The organism is Neobacillus sp. BF23-41, assembly GCF_041106275.1.
In genome coordinates, this window is record NZ_JBGBPR010000032.1 from 12,404 (window position 1) to 32,226 (window position 19,823).

A 19,823-nucleotide genomic window follows, 5' to 3' on the forward strand; every position below is an offset into this window, starting at 1 on the left:
ACCGTAGCGAGCTTCCTCTTAATTACGGTAGGGACATGTTGTAAATGGTGCCTGACACCACAGCCTTAGTTTTTATAATACTTTCGCCTGAATTTGAATAAACATGTACAAGCGAAAGGGGATAAACATGGACAATCATGGCTTCTTCAATTTTGTACTCTATAAGTTATTAACTATTACGCTAGAGTCCATCTCCCTTCATCTCCCTTTATCTCCTGATCCTATGGTCTGAATGGTTTGCGGAGAAAAAAGGCTATAACCTATTTGAAAGAGCGTGGTTAATCACCCTAATCTCCATGCCAATCTTAACTTTGATCCTTTGGACGATCATAATCGGAAGATTCCATTTGTTTTAATAAGTGGCTGCAAGAGTTGAAACTTTATGTCTATAAATATTTCGTCATTTATGGGAGGCATTACCAGTGGTGGAAGAAAAAAAAGTGACGTGGTTAGAACTTTTTTATGACTTGCTATTTGTCGCAGCAGTTGCAACTACTACTCATGTTTTACTTCATGTTGAAAAAGGTTATATTCATCCAGAATATTTATTAAAGTTTGCTTTAATGTTTATCCCGATATGGTGGTCTTGGACTGGACAAACAATGTTTATCAATCGGTTTGGACATGATTTTTTGCATCAACGTATCTTTATAATTCTTCAAATGTTATTTATCCTTGTTATGACATCCAGCTTATCGATAGATTTTGATCAATACTATCTCCCTTTTCTTATTGGCTATATTGGGGTAAGGGCACTAACGGCAATTCAATATCTTGTTGTTCAGAATATAGAAGAAGGGGATAGAAAAACGGCTGCTCGGTTTTTAGGAACATGTTTTGGGATTGGAGTCCTCATCTCATTTCTCTCTATATTTTTTGATTCATGGATTCGATACGCCGTGTTATATGCAGGGATTATTGTCGATGTTATTGTGCCTGTTTTCGGACGCAAGTATTTGGTAAAAGCCCTGACCAATACGGCTCATTTATTAGAACGTTTTGCTTTATTGACATTAATCCTTTTTGGAGAATCGGTCGTCAGCACCCTATTTGTACTACAGCCCCAAAAAGGTGAATGGAATTCGATCTCATTTTCGATTATTTCATTTATCCTTATTATTTCGATGTGGTGGCAATATTTTGATAATGTAGAAAAGAAGGTAAACAAGTCGATTCAGGGGGCAGGACAAACTATTATTTACGGACATCTGTTTATTCTAATGTCGTTGAGCATGATTGCAGCATCTATCAAACTGATGTTTTTAAATGAGGTCCATTATTCATTTATCTTATATTTTGTATTTAGTTCTGTATTGTTCTATTTCATTTCAACTTCTATTGTTTTTCATCAATACAGGTATGAACAACACCGTCTGAAAATTTATCATTTAGGGTTGTTTTTAGGGATTTTAGCAGCCTTTTTTATTATTAATTTGATCATGGTAGTTCCAAACATTGTCATAATGGGAGAATTAACTTTATTTTTTATCATCTATGCTAAATTTACAACCACTTAATAAAATACGGACCCGGCTTGAAAAAGTGCCAGTGATTTCAAAAGTTGTTCTTGAAGGCCGGGACGGACAGCTCTTTTCAATTGAGTCGAACGAAATTGGCCGGCGAATCGCCAGGAGTAAAATAACCTATAAAGAATATGTACGTTTGCAGAAGATTGGGAACAAGCAGCTTTTACATTTAGTGACTACCTCCCTCGGTATCTTCTTCTCTCGGCTGAGGAGTTATTAAGTTTTTCGATGTGAATCCAGTTTTCAGGGTATCTGCAATGGACCTTTTGCCTTCCGTTTCTCCTTCATAGATGCAAAAAAATTAAGCTGCCTAGTATGACCGGCAGCTTTTTGAAGTAGTTATACTAAATAATCAATCAGTTTTACTTTAGGCTGGCCAAAGATTTCTGCTTCAAGCCTACGTCCGGTCGGGGTAGCCGCCAGTCCGCCTTCGGCTGTTTCCCTTAAAGAAGCCGGCATTGACTGTCCTATTGCATACATGGCTCCAATGACTTCGTCACATGGAATCCTGCTGGTTATCCCGGCAAGGGCCATATCGGCTGCTGTCAAAGCATTCGATGCACCCATTGCATTCCGTTTCACGCAAGGCACTTCAACGAGGCCGGCAACCGGGTCGCAAACAAGGCCCAGCATATTTTTCAAGGTTATGGCCATCGCTTCTGCTGATTGCTTTGGCGTACCGCCAGCCATTTCAACGATTGCTGCTGCTGCCATTCCTGAAGCCGAACCTACCTCTGCCTGGCAACCGCCTGCAGCCCCTGAAATGGACGCATTGTTTGCAACGACAAATCCAAACGCCGCTGCCGTAAATAAAAATTCAATCATTTCCTGCCTAGTTGGATTGAGTTTATCCTTTACCGCAAATAATGTACCCGGGACAACCCCGGCCGAACCAGCTGTTGGCGTGGCACAAATGATGCCCATTGCTGCATTGACTTCATTTGTGGCAACCGCCTTGCTCACCGCATCCAACAGCAATGTGCCCGTAAGGGACTTTCCGCTCTGAATATAGTTTTGCAGCAATACTGCATCTCCGCCTGTGAGTCCTGTGCGTGATTTTACTCCATTTAAGCCCCGTTCGATAGCCCGTTCCATTACCGTCAGGTTCTGATCCATTTTGGCAATCACATCTTCACGGGAAAGGCCAGTCACTTCTATTTCCTGCCGAATCATAATTTCGGCTATTTTAACCTGTCGTTGTTCCGCCAGCGAAACAAGTTCAGCTACATTACGAAACATAGGATTTCCCCCTGCTGTCTTCTATTAATTTATGTTCGTGCCCGAAAACACCTATTTATACAACCATACGGATTACACTTATAACGTTATCCAGCTTTTGCACCCCGTTGATCACCTGGTCATCTAGCTTTTCATCGGACTCAATTACCATGATTGCCATGTCGCCTTTATCTTTCCTGGACACTTCCATATGACTGATGTTTATTTTATTTTGCGAAAGAATGGATGTTACAGAGCTGATTACTCCAAAACGGTCATTATGAATGACCAGTATTGCAGGGTCACCCGATAATTTTAGTTTGAACGAATTGATTTCAGTTATTTCAATGGTTCCTCCGCCAATGGAGATGCCGATAATCTCCAACTCTTTATCTTCATCAAAAAGATTAATCTTTACTGTGTTTGGATGTTCTGTAATGGCCTCTTCCTCTTGAAAGATGACCTCCATACCCAATTGTTTCGCTATTTCCAATGTGTCGGGTATCCGCTCGTCGAACGTATCAAAATCCAATAAGCCCGCAACAAGAGCCAAGTCAGTTCCATGTCCTTTATACGTTTTTGCAAATGAGCCGTAAAGCGAGAGAACAGCCTTTTTAGGCTGGCCCTCGAATAGGGTTCGGGCAACGCGGCCAATCCGGACTGCACCAGCTGTATGTGAACTGGAAGGCCCAATCATAATTGGACCAATGATTTCAAATGCTGATCGATACTTCATTTTTTTCACCTGAGTTCTATAATTAAGATTCTCTACATAGATGTTCCGTTGGTTTTCTTAGCATGCAGCCTGCAAGAAAAATAGGGACAATTTATGAAAACTGTCCCTATTTATTGCTTCTTATATTAATTACTTCCTTATACCCTTCCGTTTCTCCCACAATCAAACAGTCAGGATTTAGATTGCTTTCCTCTCTGTCCGATCCTCTGCTTGAAGATCCGCAGGTACACGCTTGTTTATTCCGAAAGCATAAAAGCTGATGGCCACAATAACCAGGAACACAATACCCGCAATCAGCGATACACGAGTGTCCTCATTGAACCACATACCGATAAGGACCGCTACCAGATAGCCAATTGTCAGATAGTTAGTGACAGGCGCAAAAGGCATTTTGAATGGATGGGCGGCCATTTTTGCAGCATGGACTTTCCTGAACTTGATTTGGCTGATCAGAATGACAAACCAAGGAACCATCCCAGGAAGAACACTTGAAGCATAGACGTACACAAACAGTTTTTCCGGTGCAATATAACTTAAAACAACTCCAAAGCCAAGGCCGATCAGTACGCCAATTGTACCGAATAAAGGCACCCCATTACTTGAAACCTTCGCAAACGCTTTTGGAGCTTGTCCATTGACTCCAAGAGTATAAAGCATGCGCCCTGCGCTGTAGATACCGCTGTTGCAGCCTGACAATGCAGCAGTGATAACCACAAAGTTAATGATTCCAGCTGCAGCTGTAATACCGATTTTTGCAAAAGTTGCTACGAACGGGCTTCCGATAGTAGTCAATTGATCCCAAGGATAAACTGTGACTATAACAAAAATTGCGCCAATATAGAAAACGAGGATACGCCAAATTGTACTTTGAATCGCGTTCCTTATTGTTTTCTGAGGATCTTTCGCTTCACCAGCTGTAATACCGATAAGCTCAACACCTTGATAAGCACCCACAACGAGTGCTAGGGCAAAGAGGAACCCTTTAACTCCGCCAGTAAAGAAGCCGCCATTTTTCCAGAGGTTTGATAGGCCGATTGATTCTCCTCCGTTGCCAAAGCCGAAGAAAATCAGGCCGAAACCTGCAACAATCATCAATACAATCGTAACTACTTTAATCAAAGCAAACCAAAATTCGAACTCACCAAATGATTTAACAGAAATAAAGTTTGCTGCCCCAAGGATAACCATTGCGATAAGGCCTGGAATCCACGCAGGTAGATTTGGAAACCAATAATGCATATATGTGCCGATCGCGATAACTTCCGCCATGCCGACAACTACCCACTGGAACCAGTTGCTCCAGGCAGTCATATATCCCGCTATTGGATGGATATACTTATAGCCAAATGTTGCGAATGAACCTGTACTTGGCTCCAAATAGAGCATTTCGCCCATGGCACGCATAATCAAATATAGAAAAATTCCTGTAATTGCATAAGCAAGCATTACGGATGGCCCCGTCCAGCCTATCGTGCTGGAAGACCCCATAAATAGACCTACACCAATCGTTCCGCCCAACGCAATCATCTGAATATGGCGTGAACTTAAACCCCTATTCAATTCCTTGTTTGCCATTTAAATTTCCCCCTCTTTATTGTTAAATTTCTAATATACATGAAAGAGTCCATCCTGAAAATACATTTGTCTTTTTTCCGCAGATGAATTATAATAGTTTTTATAGAAGAGAGCGCCTTCCTTTACCCCAGATTTCATAAAATAGTTTGGGGAAAGGAAGTTAATATTTAATAGGCTAGTGCAAGCTCCCTAAAGGGAATGCCTAACTTCTCTGATAGGTTTTCCAACATATCTTTTGTCATACGGTCCAGGTTATATTGAGGATTGAAATCCCATTCCTCGCGTGCCGCAGATACATCAAGGCTATTTGGCCATGAGTCTGCGATGCCTTGGCGTACAGGGTCAACATTGTATGAGATTTCGAATTCAGGAATGAATTTTCTAATGGATGCAGCAATTTGTTCCGGCTCAAAGCTCATGGCTGTGATGTTAAATGCATTGCGGTGCTTCAATCTTGAAGGATCAGCCTCCATCAATTGAATGATAGCATCGATAGCATCAGGCATATACATCATATCCATATAGGTTCCTTTGCCAATGAATGATATATATTTCTTATTCTTAAGAGCCTCATAGTAAATATCTACTGCGTAGTCGGTTGTTCCCCCGCCTGGAAGAGTCTTGTATGAAATCAGTCCAGGGAACCTTACTCCGCGTACGTCTACACCGTATTTTGTAAAATAGTAATCGCAAAGTAATTCTCCGGCTACCTTTGTGACACCATACATAGTAGCTGGCCTTTGTACCGTATCCTGTGGTGTCATTTCTGCCGGTGTTCCTGGCCCGAAAGCAGCGATGGAGCTCGGTATAAAGAGTTTCAGGTTTAGCTCACGTGAAACTTCAAGGGCGTTCATCAGGCCACCCATATTCAGGTCCCATGCGAATTTTGGTTTTGCTTCTCCTACTGCCGACAAAAGGGCTGCAAGATGCATGAGGGTATCAACTTCATATTTTTTGCAAAGGCCTAGCATTGCTTCGTAATCCATAACATCAAGTATTTCAAATGTACCACCCTCGATGACTGGATTGCCTTCGATATGGCGAATATCTGTTGCAACAACGTTTTCTGTTCCGTACATTACTCTGAGACGGTGTGTCAATTCAGAACCGATTTGGCCGAGACAGCCAGTAATAAGAATTTTTTTCATATTAGAGACCTCCTGAGGTTTATTTTACAGTTATTCAACTGAAGCAAGAACTCTGTTATAGTTTGTGAAATTGTAAACGATTATATAATAGACAATTCTTTGCCTATTTTTCCATAGACCGCCAGAACCTCATCGAGCATTTCCTTGGTATGCGCTGCAGTAGGCATATTCCTAACCCTGCCTGTACCTCTCGGAACTGTTGGGAAGGTGATCGATTTTGCATAAACGCCTTCTTCCATCAGCCTGCGCGAAAATAACTGGGTCAGATCTTCTTTTCCTATGATGCATGGGGTAATTGGTGTTTCGGAATGGCCAATTTCGAAACCAAGGTTCTTTAAGCCTTCTTTTAGATATCTTCCGTTTTCCCAAAGCTTTTCAACTTTTTCTGTTGATTCGGTCATGATATTGATAGCTTCGATACATGCCGCCGCATCTCCCGGAGTCAATGAGGTTGAAAACAGGAAAGGACGTGCGCGGACTTTCAGCCAGTCAATCAGCTGCTCTGTACCTGCTACATATCCGCCAACGACGCCAATCGCTTTTGAAAGGGTCCCAATCTGTAAGTCAATTCGGTCTGAGAGGCCAAAATGCTTAACCGTACCAGCACCGTTACCCATTACACCAGAGCCATGAGCATCATCTACATACGTGATTAACCCAAACTCATCAGCAATTTCAACGATTTCCGGAAGCTTTGCTACATCACCGTCCATTGAAAAAACTCCGTCTGTGATGTACATGACTTTTTCGTATAAACCGCTTTCAATTGTCTCTTTCGCTACTCGACGCAAATCGTCCATGTCCTGGTGCTTGACGCGGATAATTTTCGCTCCTGACAATCTGCACCCATCAATAATCGATGCATGGTTCAATTCATCCGAGAGAATTGCATCCTTCTTTGTCATCAGGGCTGAAATGGCACCCATGTTGCAATTGAACCCGGATTGGAAGGCAATGGCAGCTTCGGTATGCTTGAACTTGGCAATTGTTTTCTCCAATTCATTATGGATTGTTAATGTACCATTGATTGTACGGACCGCACCGGCCCCCAAACCATATGCCTCGATTGCTTCATGCGCTTTTTGCTTCATTCTTTCATTATTGGCAAGGCCAAGATAGTTATTGGATGACATATTGATTAATGATTTGCCATTGATGGTAACTATAGGGCCGTTTGGTCCTTCTACAGTATCAATGACATTGTAGAGGCCGTTTTCCCGCAACTCGTTCAGTTGGGGTGTTAAGAAATCCTTTAAAACCTTTTTTGCCAAAATAATTCCTCCTTTTATATTACCTCACTCAGTTTCTTCACATTACACCTACTCGTGTTGTTTCTTCGGGATTTTATTATCAAAAAAAATTGAAAACGATTTCAAATGAGTGCAAAAAAAACAATTACATCACGAAAATTACTCCCGAAATTTTTCAATCCTACTTTTGAACACAAGATGTTATGCTATGGAATGGGAAGTGTAATAATAAGCTGGTTTAGTTGATCCCCCGATCAACCGTATTAGAAAAACATAGATTCATATATTTCAATGTAATTCTATAATTATGTCGAAAAACTGTCAATACTATTACAAAAAACTAAGCATTCAGACTATATGTCGTTTCTTTGAGGATCATACAACAACTTCTATAGAAAAATAAGAATAATTTGATTTCACTTATCCCCACTAATATTCGATGATTAGCTTTTTTACAAAAAAAATCTAACTGTGCCCATAAATTTATATAGACAATTAACCCAATCCTTCTAACCCACATAGGTTACATTATTGAAGTGAAACAGGAGGAGAGGCAGATGGTGATCCATGTGGTCCGGAGCGGTGAAACACTTTGGCAAATTGCTGCTCGTTACAAAGTAAATATGAATGGAATTGTTCAATCAAATGGGCTGCAAAACCCGAACCAGCTGTTAGTTGGGCAATCACTAGTAATCCCAGTCCCCGGAACATCACACATCATTAGATCCGGTGATACATTGTGGTCGATTTCACAACAATATGGGGTGGAAATTAACTCGATCATCCAGGCAAATCAACTCACAAATCCATCTCTTTTATATCCAGGGACAAAACTAATTATCCCTCCACGGATACACGTGACTCAATCTGGGGAAACATTATGGCAAATCGCAAATCGTTACGGGGTAACAGTCCAAGCGATTATCGATGAAAACCAGATTCAAAATCCAAACCTTATTTATTCGGGTACACGGCTAAGAATACCAATCAAGAAACCAACCATCGAAGTCAATGCCTATACCTATCAACCCGATCAAGCAGCGGCTGAAACGGTTAAGGAACTTAGCCAGTTGCTCACGTATATCAGTCCATTTGCTTACCTAATCAATGAAAATGGGGATCTCACTCCAGTTCATGATGAGTTAACCCTTCAAGCAGCAAAAACAAGTAATGTCACACCGATGATGTCGATTACAAACTTTACTTCAACTGCAGCTGGCTCAAACGTGGCTCATACCCTTTTATCTAGTCCAGAATTACGTGAAAAGGTACTGACAAATATGCTTCGGATTATGGATGAAAAGGGATATAAAGGAGTAAACATTGATTTTGAAAATGTGTTGCCAGCCGATCGCGAAAATTACAATCTATTCCTCCAACTAACCGTGGACCGTCTTCATCCGCGAGGATATTTTGTCTCAACGGCAGTTGCACCCAAGCAAAGTGCGACACAAGCGGGTCTGCTGTATGAGGCACATGATTATGAAGCACATGGAAGAATTGTAGATTTTGTCGTGCTGATGACCTATGAATGGGGATACCGATTAGGGCCGCCACAGGCGATCTCTCCTATCAACCAAATGAGACGTGTCGTGGAATACGCACGGACCGTTATGCCGGCAGAAAAAATATTCTTAGGGTTTCAAATTTATGCCCGTGATTGGCTCCTTCCACATGTTAAAGGACAAGAAGCAGAAACATTTAGTACACAAGAAGCGATTGCGCGTGCGGTAAAATACGGGGCATCGATTCAATATGATGACACCACCCAATCACCATTTTTCCGTTACGTCGATGAAAAGGGCCGTGGCCATGAAGTTTGGTTTGAAGATGCCCGCAGCGCCCAAGCCAAGTTCGACTTGGCTAAGGAATTTAATCTCCGCGGAATTAGTTACTGGGCATTAGGCTATCCATATCCGTCGAACTGGACGTTGTTAGCTGATAATTTCACTATCAAAAAATGAGTTTTTTGAACAATCAGTCTAGCATGGACTGATTGTTCATAAGTGAATATTTCCGAGTTAGGGCTGATTACTGTCCAAAGAAAAACCCACGGTAACTCCTGTTCGTTCCATTCTTTTCACAACTACTAAAAAAACTAAATCAACACTCCACATAAAAAGGATGAAGTTTTTCGTTTAAACAATACTCGATTCTTTGCCTGAAATTATTCCAAGTGACCATTTCCAATGCTTCTTCAACTGAAAAGAAACCTACTTCCAAACTTTCTGAGGAAGTGGTCATCTCTCCCCCGGTAGGTATCCCCAAAAATAATGTACTACATATCGATTGGCTCACATTTTGATATACACCACAAAATTTAATCACATCAATATCTATTCCGCTTTCTTCTTTTGTTTCCCTGATTGCCGCCTCCTTCAATGATTCTCCTTCTTCAACCTGACCACCAGGCATTTCCCATCCCCTTCGTGGACCTTTAATTAATAAAATTTCCCCTTGCTCATTAAGTACAATAGTTGCAGCTGAAACAATATGTTTTGGAGTTGGCATATCAGACCTCACGTTAATATAGAATACCTAATTAATTCGCTGCCTGTTTCGATTCCCCTTCTTTCACATAACCGATCATCGAAATGACACACCTCGCCCCTTTTCCCTAAGTTTCCCTTTCAACCAATCGTTTAATTAAAAGTGTCTTCAACCCTTGATAAATAAGTATTCATACCTTCAAATTTATAAATTAATTGTTGAAAAACGACCTAAAATTAGGAGATAAATAGCCTTTAAACAATTATTGTCTCTAAACGACAGCCAATCGACGTGATTCCATATATGCTATACTAATCAAACGTTTGGTTGAAATAGCTGCAAACACTGTTCTATAGGTATTTTCCCTGTAAAAGGTGAGTGGATATTGTCGAGATTCGCAAAAACATTCCGCAGGAAATAACCCACCTTCCCACAAAATCTGATGGGTTTCTCTTAAACTTCCATCATTCTATTAATTTCCCGCCTTTTCTCTACTGCACAAACGTTTAACTAAAAGTGGTGTCACCACTCTCCAGTCCTGAACATATCCCTCAAAATGCCTGAAAGGAATGTAGAAAAATGGCTTCAGCATTTACTCACTCTCTATTTCAAGGCCTCCAGCCACTCTTCGTTAAGACCGGGAATCTATGAAAAAAATAAAAAGCGAAATAGGTCATCGCCTATTACGCTTTTTATTAGGATGGTTTAAGTTTATTTTTCAAGTCAGCCTTCAAGTAACGCTCGATGGGCAAGCAGAAGGGACCCCGTGATCCCGGCATTATCCCCTAGACCAGGACTCACAATAAAGTTGGAAAGCTCCGGTAAGGTGATATAATCGTTCAATAATTCTGGCAGGTACTTATAGATAGAAGTGAATACCTGCTTTTGGTTCATGACGCCGCCGCCAAGAATAATTTTTTTAGGAGAGAGAACCAGTATATATTGCATAAGTGCCTGTGCAATATAGTACCCTTCCATTTCCCAAACTTCTGAACGCTCCACCAGATGGATTCCTTTTTCACCCCACCGCTCTTCAATCGCAGGTCCAGCCGCCAGACCTTCCAGGCAATCAGCGTGGTATGGGCATTTGCCTTTGTATTCATCATTCGGATGACGTCTTACAAGAATGTGACCCATTTCAGGATGTGACCACCCCTGCAAGAGTTCTCCCTGTACAATCGCACCTGCTCCAATGCCAGTCCCAACAGTGATGTAAAGGCAGCTATCCAGACCTTTTGCAGCCCCCAGAACAGACTCACCCAATGCAGCAGCATTTACATCCGTATTGAATCCGACTGGAACGGAAAAAGCCTCATTGAACGTTTCAACAAATGGGAAGTCCCTCCATGCTGTTTTCGGTGTTGTGGTAATCATTCCATAAGTTGGACTTTCCCGATTCACATCAATCGGTCCGAACGAGCCAATTCCGATGGCTTGGATAGGATATTTTTTAAAAAATTCGATCACCCTAGGAATGGTCTCCTCAGGAACGGTTGTAGAAACCTGAAAACGCTCCAGAATCTTACCCGATTCATCCCCTACTGCACAAACAAATTTTGTTCCTCCTGCTTCAATGGCACCTAACATGTAAACTTCCTCCAATGGGCATTATTTTAAATGTCTTTTTGATATATTTAAAAATAGCACAAAACAGAAGAATGGAGAAACCCGCTAGAACAAAATTAATTCACCGCATAAACTCTTTTATCGGCGAGAGAGCTCAAAAAACTATATTACTAAAATGAAATAAGCCTCACACTAGCTGATTTTGTTTAGAACCTCTCTATGTGACCGGACTCTCCTTTTTTCCTCCTTTACGGTCACATAGAACCTCTTTATGTCATCAGTGGTTTCCCCCGGTTCTACTTTCCAAACGCCCCCACCAATGATCGACGTCACTCGACCATACTCTTTTTTAATTTCTTCTGGGGACATAAATTCCGTTGTCGCTCCTAAGGCATCCCCAATCGCCACTCCAAAAAGACCACCTTTTACTTTATCTAGCATACACAACTCTCCCATCCCCTTGATAAAATCCCTTTCCACTTTTAATACATGCTTTCCCACTACAGCCATCTCATCATCAGTTAGATTATTCCATATTTATAAAACTGGTTTTAGGATGTCCGCTAGTAGATTATTTACTCCAAATCCATCCAATGAAATGAAAAATCTCACCCATTTCCCCCAAGTTTCCCTTTCAATCAAACGTTTGGTTGAAACAGCTGCAAGTATTGGCCTATAAGGATTTCCCCTGCTAATGCAGGCGGGAAATTGTCGGTTTACGCGGGATCATTCCGCAGGTAATAACCATTATTTCCACAAAAACAGGCAGATTTCGCTTGAACTTACATCATTCTATTAATTCCCCCCCTTTTCCCTACTACATAAACGTTTGATTAAAAGTGGGTTCAGGACGTGCCATTCCTGGATTTATTTCTCTAAATGGCTGAAAAGTATGTCGAGAACTGTCTTTAAAATACCTCTTTTCTGGAGATTACTAATGAACAGCTAAGCACTCACGTAATAAATAGCTATTCTATTAACCTACCAGTCGGTTTATATCGTGGGACAATCCTATGAAATAAGAGTATTCGAGTCAAGACATCAGAATATACACAAATTCAACACAAGACCAAGCGACATCCCCTTGCATTCGACGAATATCTTTGATTATATTATTGTGGGAATATTTTTTTTTTGTGGAATTTTTGAACTTCTTCTATTAGTTATATATTCTGGCATAGGTAGGTAACAACGATGGTATTTGACGGCATTATTATTTCGTTTATAGTAGGGCTTCTTCGAAAAGGGAACCTAAGAGCTCTGGCACAGCTAAAGCTAAAGTGGGGATGGATCTTTCCTCTCCTATTGGTTGTTGAACTAGCCGTTTTTATGCTCCAAAACGATTACAAATTTCTGGGACAGGTAAGCGGATACATCTACATTGTGGTATATGTACTCGGTTTGCTATTTTTATTTATGAACCGCAATAACCCAGGATTTACTCTCATTCTAATTGGTGTATTTCTCAATTTTTTAGTCATGGTGATCAACGGCGGAAGAATGCCGGTTTCATTGGAAGCAGCTGCCGTTTTGGATCCTGAATATATCGAAGTCCTTAAAGAAAGCCTATACGCCAAGCATACGATGCTAACGTCTTCTACGTATCTTGGATTTTTGGGCGATGTTATTCCCATCACAGACCCCTATCCACGAACGCAAATCATCAGTATCGGTGATATCGTTATGAATATTGGAATCTTCTTTTTCATCCAACATCTCATGGTTCATCATCCAGTCGCCAAAAAGAGTGAATACACACCCGTCTCCTTTAGAGGAGGTGAAAAAAGATGAAAAATGAACAAAAAAAAGGCATTAAATTAACTGGAATTCTTTTCAATGCAATCATTATTGGTTCAATTATTATTGCTTTAACATCTGGATATAAATTAGTATAAGAGTAGAATGGTAGGGAGAAGTAATTTTTGTTACTTCTCCTAAATTTATTTATGAGAGTGATGAGTATGCGTAATATAAAGAGACCTGCAAATATATATCTTTTCTTAATTTCAGTCTTAGGCATTTTGTTTTTTACTTTCTCAATTAAAATCCCACAGTACTCTCAAATGGATTGGATTGTTATTTTTGCTTTTTCCAGTTCCATCTTATTGCTTAATTACTACACCGTACTGATTCCTCCAAAGGGTAATTCCCTTTCCATGGATTCTTCTATTTATCTAGCAAGTCTTTTTTTGTTTGGATTAAATACATCATTACTTGTTTTATTCATACATTCCATTGTATTTGCTTTATTCCAGCGAAAAATCGCCTGGTGGAAACATGTATTTAACTTCTCTGTTTATTCTTTAATGATTAATAGTGCCTATTATGTTTTTATATATACAAATGGCATCACTGGACCGTTCAGTGTCGATAACATTCTTTCCTATTTACTTTCTTTTTGCACCTATTTTACACTAAATCTACTATTAGTTGGGATTTATTTCATATTGGCAACATCTGAAAACATCGTAAACTTTTTTAAGGAAATTATTGAAGAGACAGCTGCCACATATATTATCACACTTGTACTTTCATTAGTCCTAGTCATTTTAATGAAACCCGACGAATTATTCGGTCTGTCTCTTTTCACCTGTATTGCGTTTTTATTATCATTAGCATTTAAACAGTATTTTAATTTATATAAAGAGATTTCCGAGAAAGCCAACAAAGATACCTTGACAGGCCTCAATAACCACGGTTACTTTAAAGAAATTTTGGAAAAAGAAGTAGCGATCGCAAAGGAAACCGATCAGTCTTTAAGTGTGGTCATCCTTGATATCGATGATTTTAAAAAATTTAATGATTTGTACGGGCATATTCAAGGCGATCATCTGCTCCAGGAATTTGGTGCCATTTTGAAAACCGAGTCCGACGCGGCAAATTTTATCGTTGCACGCTATGGCGGCGAAGAATTTTCGATTATAATGCCAAACACCAATCGTAAAACCGCTTATTCGTTCATGAATGAATTACGGAAGAAAGTAAATGACACCTACTATAAAGGGGTGGAACGTCTCCCTTACGGCTGCTTGTCCTTTTCATCTGGGATTGCCGAATGTGAAAAAGAGACCTACAATATTTCTGAACTTCTGAACAAAGCGGATCAAGCGATGTATGCGGCGAAGAACCAAGGGAAAAATCTTGTCCAAATCTATAATGGCCGATCTGAATATTCCGTTCATCACTCGCTTTCACTTGAAAAAGAGCTGGAGGAAGCGGAGTTTCAATTAAAGATCTTCCTCTCAAAAGATGTCTATACCTATCGCCACAGTAAACGGGTCTACCAATATGCGGTTGATTTTTCACGGATGCTTAACTTAAGTGTTCATGAACGCAAAACGCTGATTCTTGGAGCCCTTGTCCATGACATTGGAAAAATTGAAATCCCGCGGGAGATTTTAAATAAAAAAGGAAAGCTTGAGCCTCATGAATGGGAATTGATGAAGAAGCACGTAACCTATGGAAAAGAGATCATTTCAACGAATAAAAAATTAGAAGACTTGATTCCTCTAGTTGAACTCCACCATGAACGATATGATGGGAACGGCTATCCATATGGCTTAGCAGGAAAATTGATTCCAAAGCTGGCGCGAATTCTCTGCGTGATCGATTCCTTTGACGCAATGACAACCGAGCGTCCTTATCAAAAAACAAAAACCTTCCATGAAGCGATCGCTGAATTGCGCAACTGCTCTGGAAAACAATTTGATCCTCAATTCATTGAACCGTTTATAGCCATGATCAAGGAGTGTGATCACTTCGGGGATAATCCAAAAAAAGAGCTTGTAGGAGTGAATGGCTGACAGGCAGACAACGAGAATTATGACAATGATCTGAGCCAGGCTAAATGCCTGGCTTTTTTAGGTTTTATTGGGGTGGGTGATGGGAGAAAATCGGAAGTGGCCGATAAACTAACAAAACAATACTTTGTAAGCTGTTGTAATTTTCCAATTATTATCCAGTAAATGTCGTAAGTTTTGGAAAATATGTTGTAAGTGACCACAATTTCGTCGTAAGTCTCAATAAATATGTAGTAAGTGTCTGTAAATTTGTAGTATGTGCCAATAAAGGTGTAGTAAGTTGGTCCTTAGTCAATAAAGTGGACACTTGTAAATCACTTAGTAACTAAAAAAGTGATTCCTATCTGCAATTTTTAACACGCCATAACAATCATCTATTTGTGTTATGATGAAAATAAATTTATTTAGGGGGGACGACTGCGGTGATCCAATATAAAGAACTCCACCACGTTAGTCTAACGGTTACTAATTTAGAACGCGCCAAGCATTTTTATAGCAGCATCTTATGTTTAAAAGAAATACAACGTCCTAATTTTGATTTTCCTGGTGCCTGGTACGAAGTTGAGGGACAACAGCTCCATCTAATTGTTCTTCCTACATCACAAACGATCCGCCAAGATAAACGCCTGAGCAGCAGGGAAGGCCATTTTGCACTAAGAGTGCAGGATTACACAGAGACGCTGAATTGGTTGAAAAGTAAGGATGTTGAACTGTTAGAGAAACCCAATGGCATGAGCGGTTTTGCGCAAATATTCTGTGCGGACCCTGATGGGAATCTAATTGAACTAAACGTCGATCAAAAAGACCTTTAGGAAACCAAAGTAAAAAGGAGAAGTGCGCGAACACTTCTCCCCTCTAACTAATCGTTCCCATTCATCCAATAAAAATAATAATTGCCAATCCAACAATTAGCAAAGAAAGTAAGTAGACCAAATCTTTCGGTACTATTTTAGTTGTTTGATAATACGTTCTGTCTTTTGTGCCCGTAAATCCACGCGCTTCCATTGCGATAGCCACTCGTTCTGATTTTCTTATTCCTTGAGTAAACAGTGGCAAAGAGTACCTCATAAAAGCTTTCCATCTATTTTTCTGCTTGTAACCTCTGACTTTATGAGCCGTCTTCATTTGGTTTAGTTCAGATTGGAATAGTGGGATAAAGCGGAACCCCGCTAATAGCCCATACGCCCATTTTGGTGAAAGTTTACATTGATGAATTAAACTCATGATGAACACCGTGATGTCTGTGGTAGAAGTGAATAATAATCCATACGTAACAAACGCTAACATCCTCAAACCGATTGTTAAGCCATGATTCATGCTCTCTTGCGTAATATGGAACCAGGCCCATTTCCAAATCGTTTCTTCTCCTTCACCAAACGCCGCCATCATCCAAAATACAAGAATGAAAAAACCTAAATAGGGCAAAAGCCTTTTCAGAAGGTAAGTCATTCTCCATCCGCCTAAAAAAATACCGATCAATACAGCAAGTAACCAGATCAAAAAAGTCACCATTGGATTGGAGATTGCCATTAAAAGAAACATAACGATCAAATGAGAAAGCAGTTTACTAGCAGGATTGAGAGTTGCGAGGAATGAATCGTTAGCCTTCATACCAAAACCCCCTCCATTCGTGCATGCATCAACTGGTAATGGAGTGGTGGAATTAACGCACTGTCACGGAAATTACTCGGATTTGAAAATAACCCATAGGGGGTCCCTTGATAGGTTACTCTTCCCTTGTTGAAGAGAATAACTTGATCAGAATAATCATCCACCAAATCCATATCGTGGGTGACCATCACAATCGTTGTTCCCTGGTCCTGCCTCTCCTGTAAGCGTTGAATCAGTTCGTTCGCTGTTTTTTCATCCTGACCGAATGTTGGTTCATCCAGCAATAATAAATCTTGATCCAACAATAACATCGTCGCCACACTTAACCGCCGTTTTTGTCCTAAACTTAGGGTAAACGGGTGAGCATGTTGATGCGATTCCAATCCAAACTCCTCTAACAATTGGCTGGTTTTGGTATGAATCAGGTCTTCAGGCCAATTTCGTTGCCGGCCGCCAAAGGCAACTTCCTCAAAGACAGTATCCGTAATGAATTGAAGTTCTGGATTTTGAAAAACAAAGCCTGCTTTTTCATATAATTCTCGTTCTGGCCATTTTTTTAGTTCCGTATTTTTAAAGAGAATTTTCCCTTTTTTAATTGGCTCCAAACGGATCAGACTTTTTAAGAAGGTACTTTTCCCACTTCCATTTTCTCCGACGATGGAAATCCATTCCCCTTTATGGATTTTTATATCAATGTCGCTCACAATGGTCTTCTTCCGATAGCCAATTTCAACATTTTCGGTATGGAGTAAAATCTCGCCATCCTTGATCGGTTTGGTTTTTTTCAGATTAACAAGTTTGATAGATAGAGGATGCGCGTCATTTTGAACAACTTCCTCCCATTTGTGAGGAAACAACTTAGGGCGCCAAATACCCGCCTCTTTCATTTCATTTTTAAAATTCAGCAGCATTTCTTTTGGCTCCCCATCCCCGATAATACTTCCTTTCTCATTTAGGATAATGACTCGATCCATCCATTCGATGCAGCCGTCTAGGACATGTTCGACAAATACCATCGTATGGTTTGTCTTTTGGGCTAATTGATTCAATAAAACAAATATCTCATTCCGGCCAGCAGGGTCTAGCTGGGCTGTTGGTTCATCAAAGAAAATGACTTCTGGTTCTAATGCCAGTAAACAAGCTAACGCCAATCGTTGTTTCATCCCACCTGATAGAGTTTCAATCGGTGTTTTTTTATCGACCATCAGCCCTACTTTATCCATTAACTCAGAAATCATTTGGTCCATTTGGTTGCGCGGAACCGATCGGTTTTCGAGGCTGAACGCAATTTCTTCATCGACATGAAGCATGCAAAATTGCGAATCTGGATCTTGAAACATCACACCGGCTTCTTTCCTGCGGAATACCTCACCACTTACCTCTGCCTCCATATGCTCCGGGATAATGCCTGCAAGAGCGGAAATCAACGTCGATTTCCCACTCCCACTAGGCCCAAGTATTAATACTTTCTCCCCGTTATTGATGGATAAAGTAATCTGACTGAGTATTTTTTCAGAGCGATTATAAAAGCGAATCGAAAGATCCTTACATCCCAGAAACATGTCCATCGACGTTTTCCCTTTTCCTTTTTTCCTTCATCAGTTCATATTGTTCTAACACACCTGTCTTTGCGAGTGCGTCCACAATGACCTTCGCTAACAATCCACCGAGAATCATTCCGCTGATGACATGAATTCCTAATGTTGTAAAAAATACTTCCTTCGAGTAATAACCTAAACCGTTGGCAATTAAGTTATAAATCATGCTTCCAAGCGCTGCAAAAGCCCCCGATAGCATTAAAGTAAATAGGTTGTAACGTTTATATCCGAATATTGCGAATGCGATTTCCGCACCAATCCCTTGAAAGACACCTACTAAAAGGGCCGACAAACCAAAATGACTTCCGGTTAATAACTCCACTGCCGCCGCTGCAACCTCTGCAATAAGCGCTGCTCCTGGTTTTCGGATAATATACGCTACGATTGGACTAGCAATCACCCAAATTCCAAACATAAAACCTGCGCCCACCGGCCCGACAAGAGCTGAAATGGGAATCCAAAGCGTCGACCATCCTAAATAGATTACTCCACATGCGACCGCTAGAATCACAGCAAGAACGACTTCTTTCATCTTCCAAGTCATCGTTTCACTACCTCCATTTTCACAGGCCATTCTTCGAGTTTATAAGCCATATCCCAAAACATATATTCCAGCTGACAACTGATTAAGAAATGTTCCTTCATCTTCTCCTTCTCTCTCTCGGTTGCTGTCATTGCCCACTCATCAAGACGGGCACAAAATTTCGTGGTAATCGAATCGGTACGATTTCCATAAAAACTGATCCAATCATAAAAAGGATGAGAAGGATCTGGATTAACCTCCGTTAATAATTTTTTCCCAATTTCCCAATACGTCCACGGACATGGTAATAGCACAGCTAGAATTTCCCCTAATGTACCTTCGTGCGCAACGGTAAGCATATGACGCGTGTAATGAAGGGACGAGGGAGATAACGGATATCCATGTAATACCTCGTAAGGAACACCTGCTACTTGACAAAAGTTATTATGAGGATGGATTTCACTGTTTAAGATAAAAGAAATCTGCGTATTAAACATATCCATATCTTCACGATTCTCACACTTGGAAACCGCTATTCCATAGATGCGAATAAACGAATTCAAATATTCAAAGTCCTGTTTAACATAATGAATCAATTGTTCCTTTTGTAATTCCCCATTAGCTATCCCTTGCACAAAAGGATGTTCAAAAATCGCCTCGAAAATAGGATCTGCTTCTTTTCTTAATTCTGCTGAAAAACTCATAAAATTTTGCCCCCTTATTGGTTTTAATGGGAAGACTCTATTGGGATCAACTTAATGTTAAAAACGAAAAAACCGCCC

At 40.4% G+C, this 19,823-nt stretch carries 16 protein-coding genes and 1 pseudogene; 5 read left to right on the plus strand and 12 right to left on the minus strand.

Going from position 1 to position 19,823, the window contains the following annotated elements:
- Nucleotides 1-425 precede the first annotated feature (425 nt).
- Entirely contained in the window at nucleotides 426-1,517 is a 1,092-nt protein-coding gene (locus tag AB7942_RS26670; protein ID WP_369449220.1) for a low temperature requirement protein A, read from the plus strand.
- Nucleotides 1,518-1,865: 348 nt separating this feature from the next.
- Here the strand turns inward: AB7942_RS26670 and sdaAA are convergent, their stop codons facing one another.
- From sdaAA to AB7942_RS26695, 5 genes are all read right to left on the minus strand, one after another.
- Nucleotides 1,866-2,765: an L-serine ammonia-lyase, iron-sulfur-dependent, subunit alpha gene (gene sdaAA / locus AB7942_RS26675; RefSeq protein WP_168240965.1), complete on the minus strand. Its 900-nt coding sequence runs from the start codon at nucleotides 2,763-2,765 to the stop codon at nucleotides 1,866-1,868.
- A gap of 55 nt (nucleotides 2,766-2,820) precedes the next feature.
- Nucleotides 2,821-3,480, minus strand: a complete 660-nt coding sequence (sdaAB, locus tag AB7942_RS26680) for an L-serine ammonia-lyase, iron-sulfur-dependent subunit beta (protein ID WP_369449199.1) — start codon at nucleotides 3,478-3,480, stop codon at nucleotides 2,821-2,823.
- A gap of 177 nt (nucleotides 3,481-3,657) precedes the next feature.
- Nucleotides 3,658-5,055 carry an amino acid permease gene (locus tag AB7942_RS26685; RefSeq protein ID WP_369449200.1) on the minus strand — a complete coding sequence of 466 codons (1,398 nt, stop codon included), beginning with the start codon at nucleotides 5,053-5,055 and terminating at the stop codon, nucleotides 3,658-3,660.
- Nucleotides 5,056-5,222: 167 nt separating this feature from the next.
- On the minus strand, nucleotides 5,223-6,203 hold the full coding sequence (locus AB7942_RS26690) for an L-threonine 3-dehydrogenase (protein WP_369449201.1): 981 nt from the start codon (nucleotides 6,201-6,203) through the stop codon (nucleotides 5,223-5,225).
- A gap of 80 nt (nucleotides 6,204-6,283) precedes the next feature.
- Nucleotides 6,284-7,474, minus strand: a complete 1,191-nt coding sequence (locus AB7942_RS26695; RefSeq protein ID WP_369449202.1) for a glycine C-acetyltransferase — start codon at nucleotides 7,472-7,474, stop codon at nucleotides 6,284-6,286.
- Between the two features lie 536 nt (nucleotides 7,475-8,010).
- Between AB7942_RS26695 and AB7942_RS26700 the strand changes: the two genes are divergently transcribed.
- Nucleotides 8,011-9,417, plus strand: a complete 1,407-nt coding sequence (locus tag AB7942_RS26700; RefSeq protein WP_369449203.1) for a LysM peptidoglycan-binding domain-containing protein — start codon at nucleotides 8,011-8,013, stop codon at nucleotides 9,415-9,417.
- A 139-nt stretch (nucleotides 9,418-9,556) separates the two neighbouring features.
- Here AB7942_RS26700 and AB7942_RS26705 read toward each other — a convergent pair whose 3' ends face one another.
- The 3 genes and pseudogenes from AB7942_RS26705 to AB7942_RS26715 all read right to left on the minus strand — a co-directional run.
- On the minus strand, nucleotides 9,557-9,964 hold the full coding sequence (locus AB7942_RS26705; RefSeq protein WP_369449204.1) for an NUDIX hydrolase: 408 nt from the start codon (nucleotides 9,962-9,964) through the stop codon (nucleotides 9,557-9,559).
- Between the two features lie 702 nt (nucleotides 9,965-10,666).
- A complete protein-coding gene (locus AB7942_RS26710) occupies nucleotides 10,667-11,530 on the minus strand; it encodes an ROK family protein (protein WP_369449205.1) in 864 nt (287 codons plus the stop codon).
- Between the two features lie 252 nt (nucleotides 11,531-11,782).
- A pseudogene (locus AB7942_RS26715) lies at nucleotides 11,783-11,950 on the minus strand (ADP-ribosylglycohydrolase family protein); the annotation flags it as partial.
- A 753-nt stretch (nucleotides 11,951-12,703) separates the two neighbouring features.
- Between AB7942_RS26715 and AB7942_RS26720 the strand changes: the two are divergent.
- The 3 genes from AB7942_RS26720 to AB7942_RS26730 all read left to right on the plus strand — a co-directional run bounded on the left by AB7942_RS26720 (nucleotide 12,704) and on the right by AB7942_RS26730 (nucleotide 16,121).
- Nucleotides 12,704-13,300: a DUF5317 domain-containing protein gene (locus AB7942_RS26720; protein WP_369449206.1), complete on the plus strand. Its 597-nt coding sequence runs from the start codon at nucleotides 12,704-12,706 to the stop codon at nucleotides 13,298-13,300.
- 170 nt (nucleotides 13,301-13,470) lie between these two features.
- Nucleotides 13,471-15,312, plus strand: a complete 1,842-nt coding sequence (locus tag AB7942_RS26725; RefSeq protein ID WP_369449207.1) for a bifunctional diguanylate cyclase/phosphohydrolase — start codon at nucleotides 13,471-13,473, stop codon at nucleotides 15,310-15,312.
- Between the two features lie 419 nt (nucleotides 15,313-15,731).
- Entirely contained in the window at nucleotides 15,732-16,121 is a 390-nt protein-coding gene (locus AB7942_RS26730) for a VOC family protein (RefSeq protein WP_098935158.1), read from the plus strand.
- A gap of 61 nt (nucleotides 16,122-16,182) precedes the next feature.
- Here the strand turns inward: AB7942_RS26730 and AB7942_RS26735 are convergent, their stop codons facing one another.
- Genes AB7942_RS26735 through tenA form a run of 4 tightly spaced genes read right to left on the minus strand, consistent with a single transcriptional unit; the run spans nucleotide 16,183 to nucleotide 19,745 of the window.
- Nucleotides 16,183-16,920, minus strand: a complete 738-nt coding sequence (locus tag AB7942_RS26735) for an energy-coupling factor transporter transmembrane component T family protein (RefSeq protein ID WP_369449208.1) — start codon at nucleotides 16,918-16,920, stop codon at nucleotides 16,183-16,185.
- Nucleotides 16,917-18,488 carry an ABC transporter ATP-binding protein gene (locus AB7942_RS26740; protein WP_369449209.1) on the minus strand — a complete coding sequence of 524 codons (1,572 nt, stop codon included), beginning with the start codon at nucleotides 18,486-18,488 and terminating at the stop codon, nucleotides 16,917-16,919. The genes AB7942_RS26735 and AB7942_RS26740 overlap by 4 nt, the downstream gene beginning before the upstream one ends.
- The gene (locus AB7942_RS26745; RefSeq protein WP_335438980.1) at nucleotides 18,466-19,062 is read right to left on the minus strand and encodes an ECF transporter S component; all 597 of its coding nucleotides are present in this window, start codon (nucleotides 19,060-19,062) and stop codon (nucleotides 18,466-18,468) included. Before AB7942_RS26745 ends, AB7942_RS26740 begins: the two co-directional genes overlap by 23 nt.
- Nucleotides 19,059-19,745 carry a thiaminase II gene (gene tenA / locus AB7942_RS26750; RefSeq protein WP_369449210.1) on the minus strand — a complete coding sequence of 229 codons (687 nt, stop codon included), beginning with the start codon at nucleotides 19,743-19,745 and terminating at the stop codon, nucleotides 19,059-19,061. Before tenA ends, AB7942_RS26745 begins: the two co-directional genes overlap by 4 nt.
- Between the last annotated feature and the right edge of the window lie 78 nt (nucleotides 19,746-19,823).

Bases quoted from the DNA above. Each gene is read 5' to 3' on its own strand.
- sdaAA (WP_168240965.1), bottom strand. From the start codon at position 2,765: ATGTTTCGTAATGTAGCTGAACTTGTTTCGCTGGCGGAACAACGACAG.
- sdaAB (WP_369449199.1), bottom strand. From the start codon at position 3,480: ATGAAGTATCGATCAGCATTTGAAATCATTGGTCCAATTATGATTGGG.
- AB7942_RS26685 (WP_369449200.1), bottom strand. From the start codon at position 5,055: ATGGCAAACAAGGAATTGAATAGGGGTTTAAGTTCACGCCATATTCAG.
- AB7942_RS26690 (WP_369449201.1), bottom strand. From the start codon at position 6,203: ATGAAAAAAATTCTTATTACTGGCTGTCTCGGCCAAATCGGTTCTGAA.
- AB7942_RS26700 (WP_369449203.1), top strand. From the start codon at position 8,011: ATGGTGATCCATGTGGTCCGGAGCGGTGAAACACTTTGGCAAATTGCT.
- AB7942_RS26705 (WP_369449204.1), bottom strand. From the start codon at position 9,964: ATGCCAACTCCAAAACATATTGTTTCAGCTGCAACTATTGTACTTAAT.
- AB7942_RS26710 (WP_369449205.1), bottom strand. From the start codon at position 11,530: ATGTTAGGTGCCATTGAAGCAGGAGGAACAAAATTTGTTTGTGCAGTA.
- AB7942_RS26720 (WP_369449206.1), top strand. From the start codon at position 12,704: ATGGTATTTGACGGCATTATTATTTCGTTTATAGTAGGGCTTCTTCGA.
- AB7942_RS26725 (WP_369449207.1), top strand. From the start codon at position 13,471: ATGCGTAATATAAAGAGACCTGCAAATATATATCTTTTCTTAATTTCA.
- AB7942_RS26735 (WP_369449208.1), bottom strand. From the start codon at position 16,920: ATGAAGGCTAACGATTCATTCCTCGCAACTCTCAATCCTGCTAGTAAA.
- AB7942_RS26740 (WP_369449209.1), bottom strand. From the start codon at position 18,488: ATGGACATGTTTCTGGGATGTAAGGATCTTTCGATTCGCTTTTATAAT.
- AB7942_RS26745 (WP_335438980.1), bottom strand. From the start codon at position 19,062: ATGACTTGGAAGATGAAAGAAGTCGTTCTTGCTGTGATTCTAGCGGTC.
- tenA (WP_369449210.1), bottom strand. From the start codon at position 19,745: ATGAGTTTTTCAGCAGAATTAAGAAAAGAAGCAGATCCTATTTTCGAG.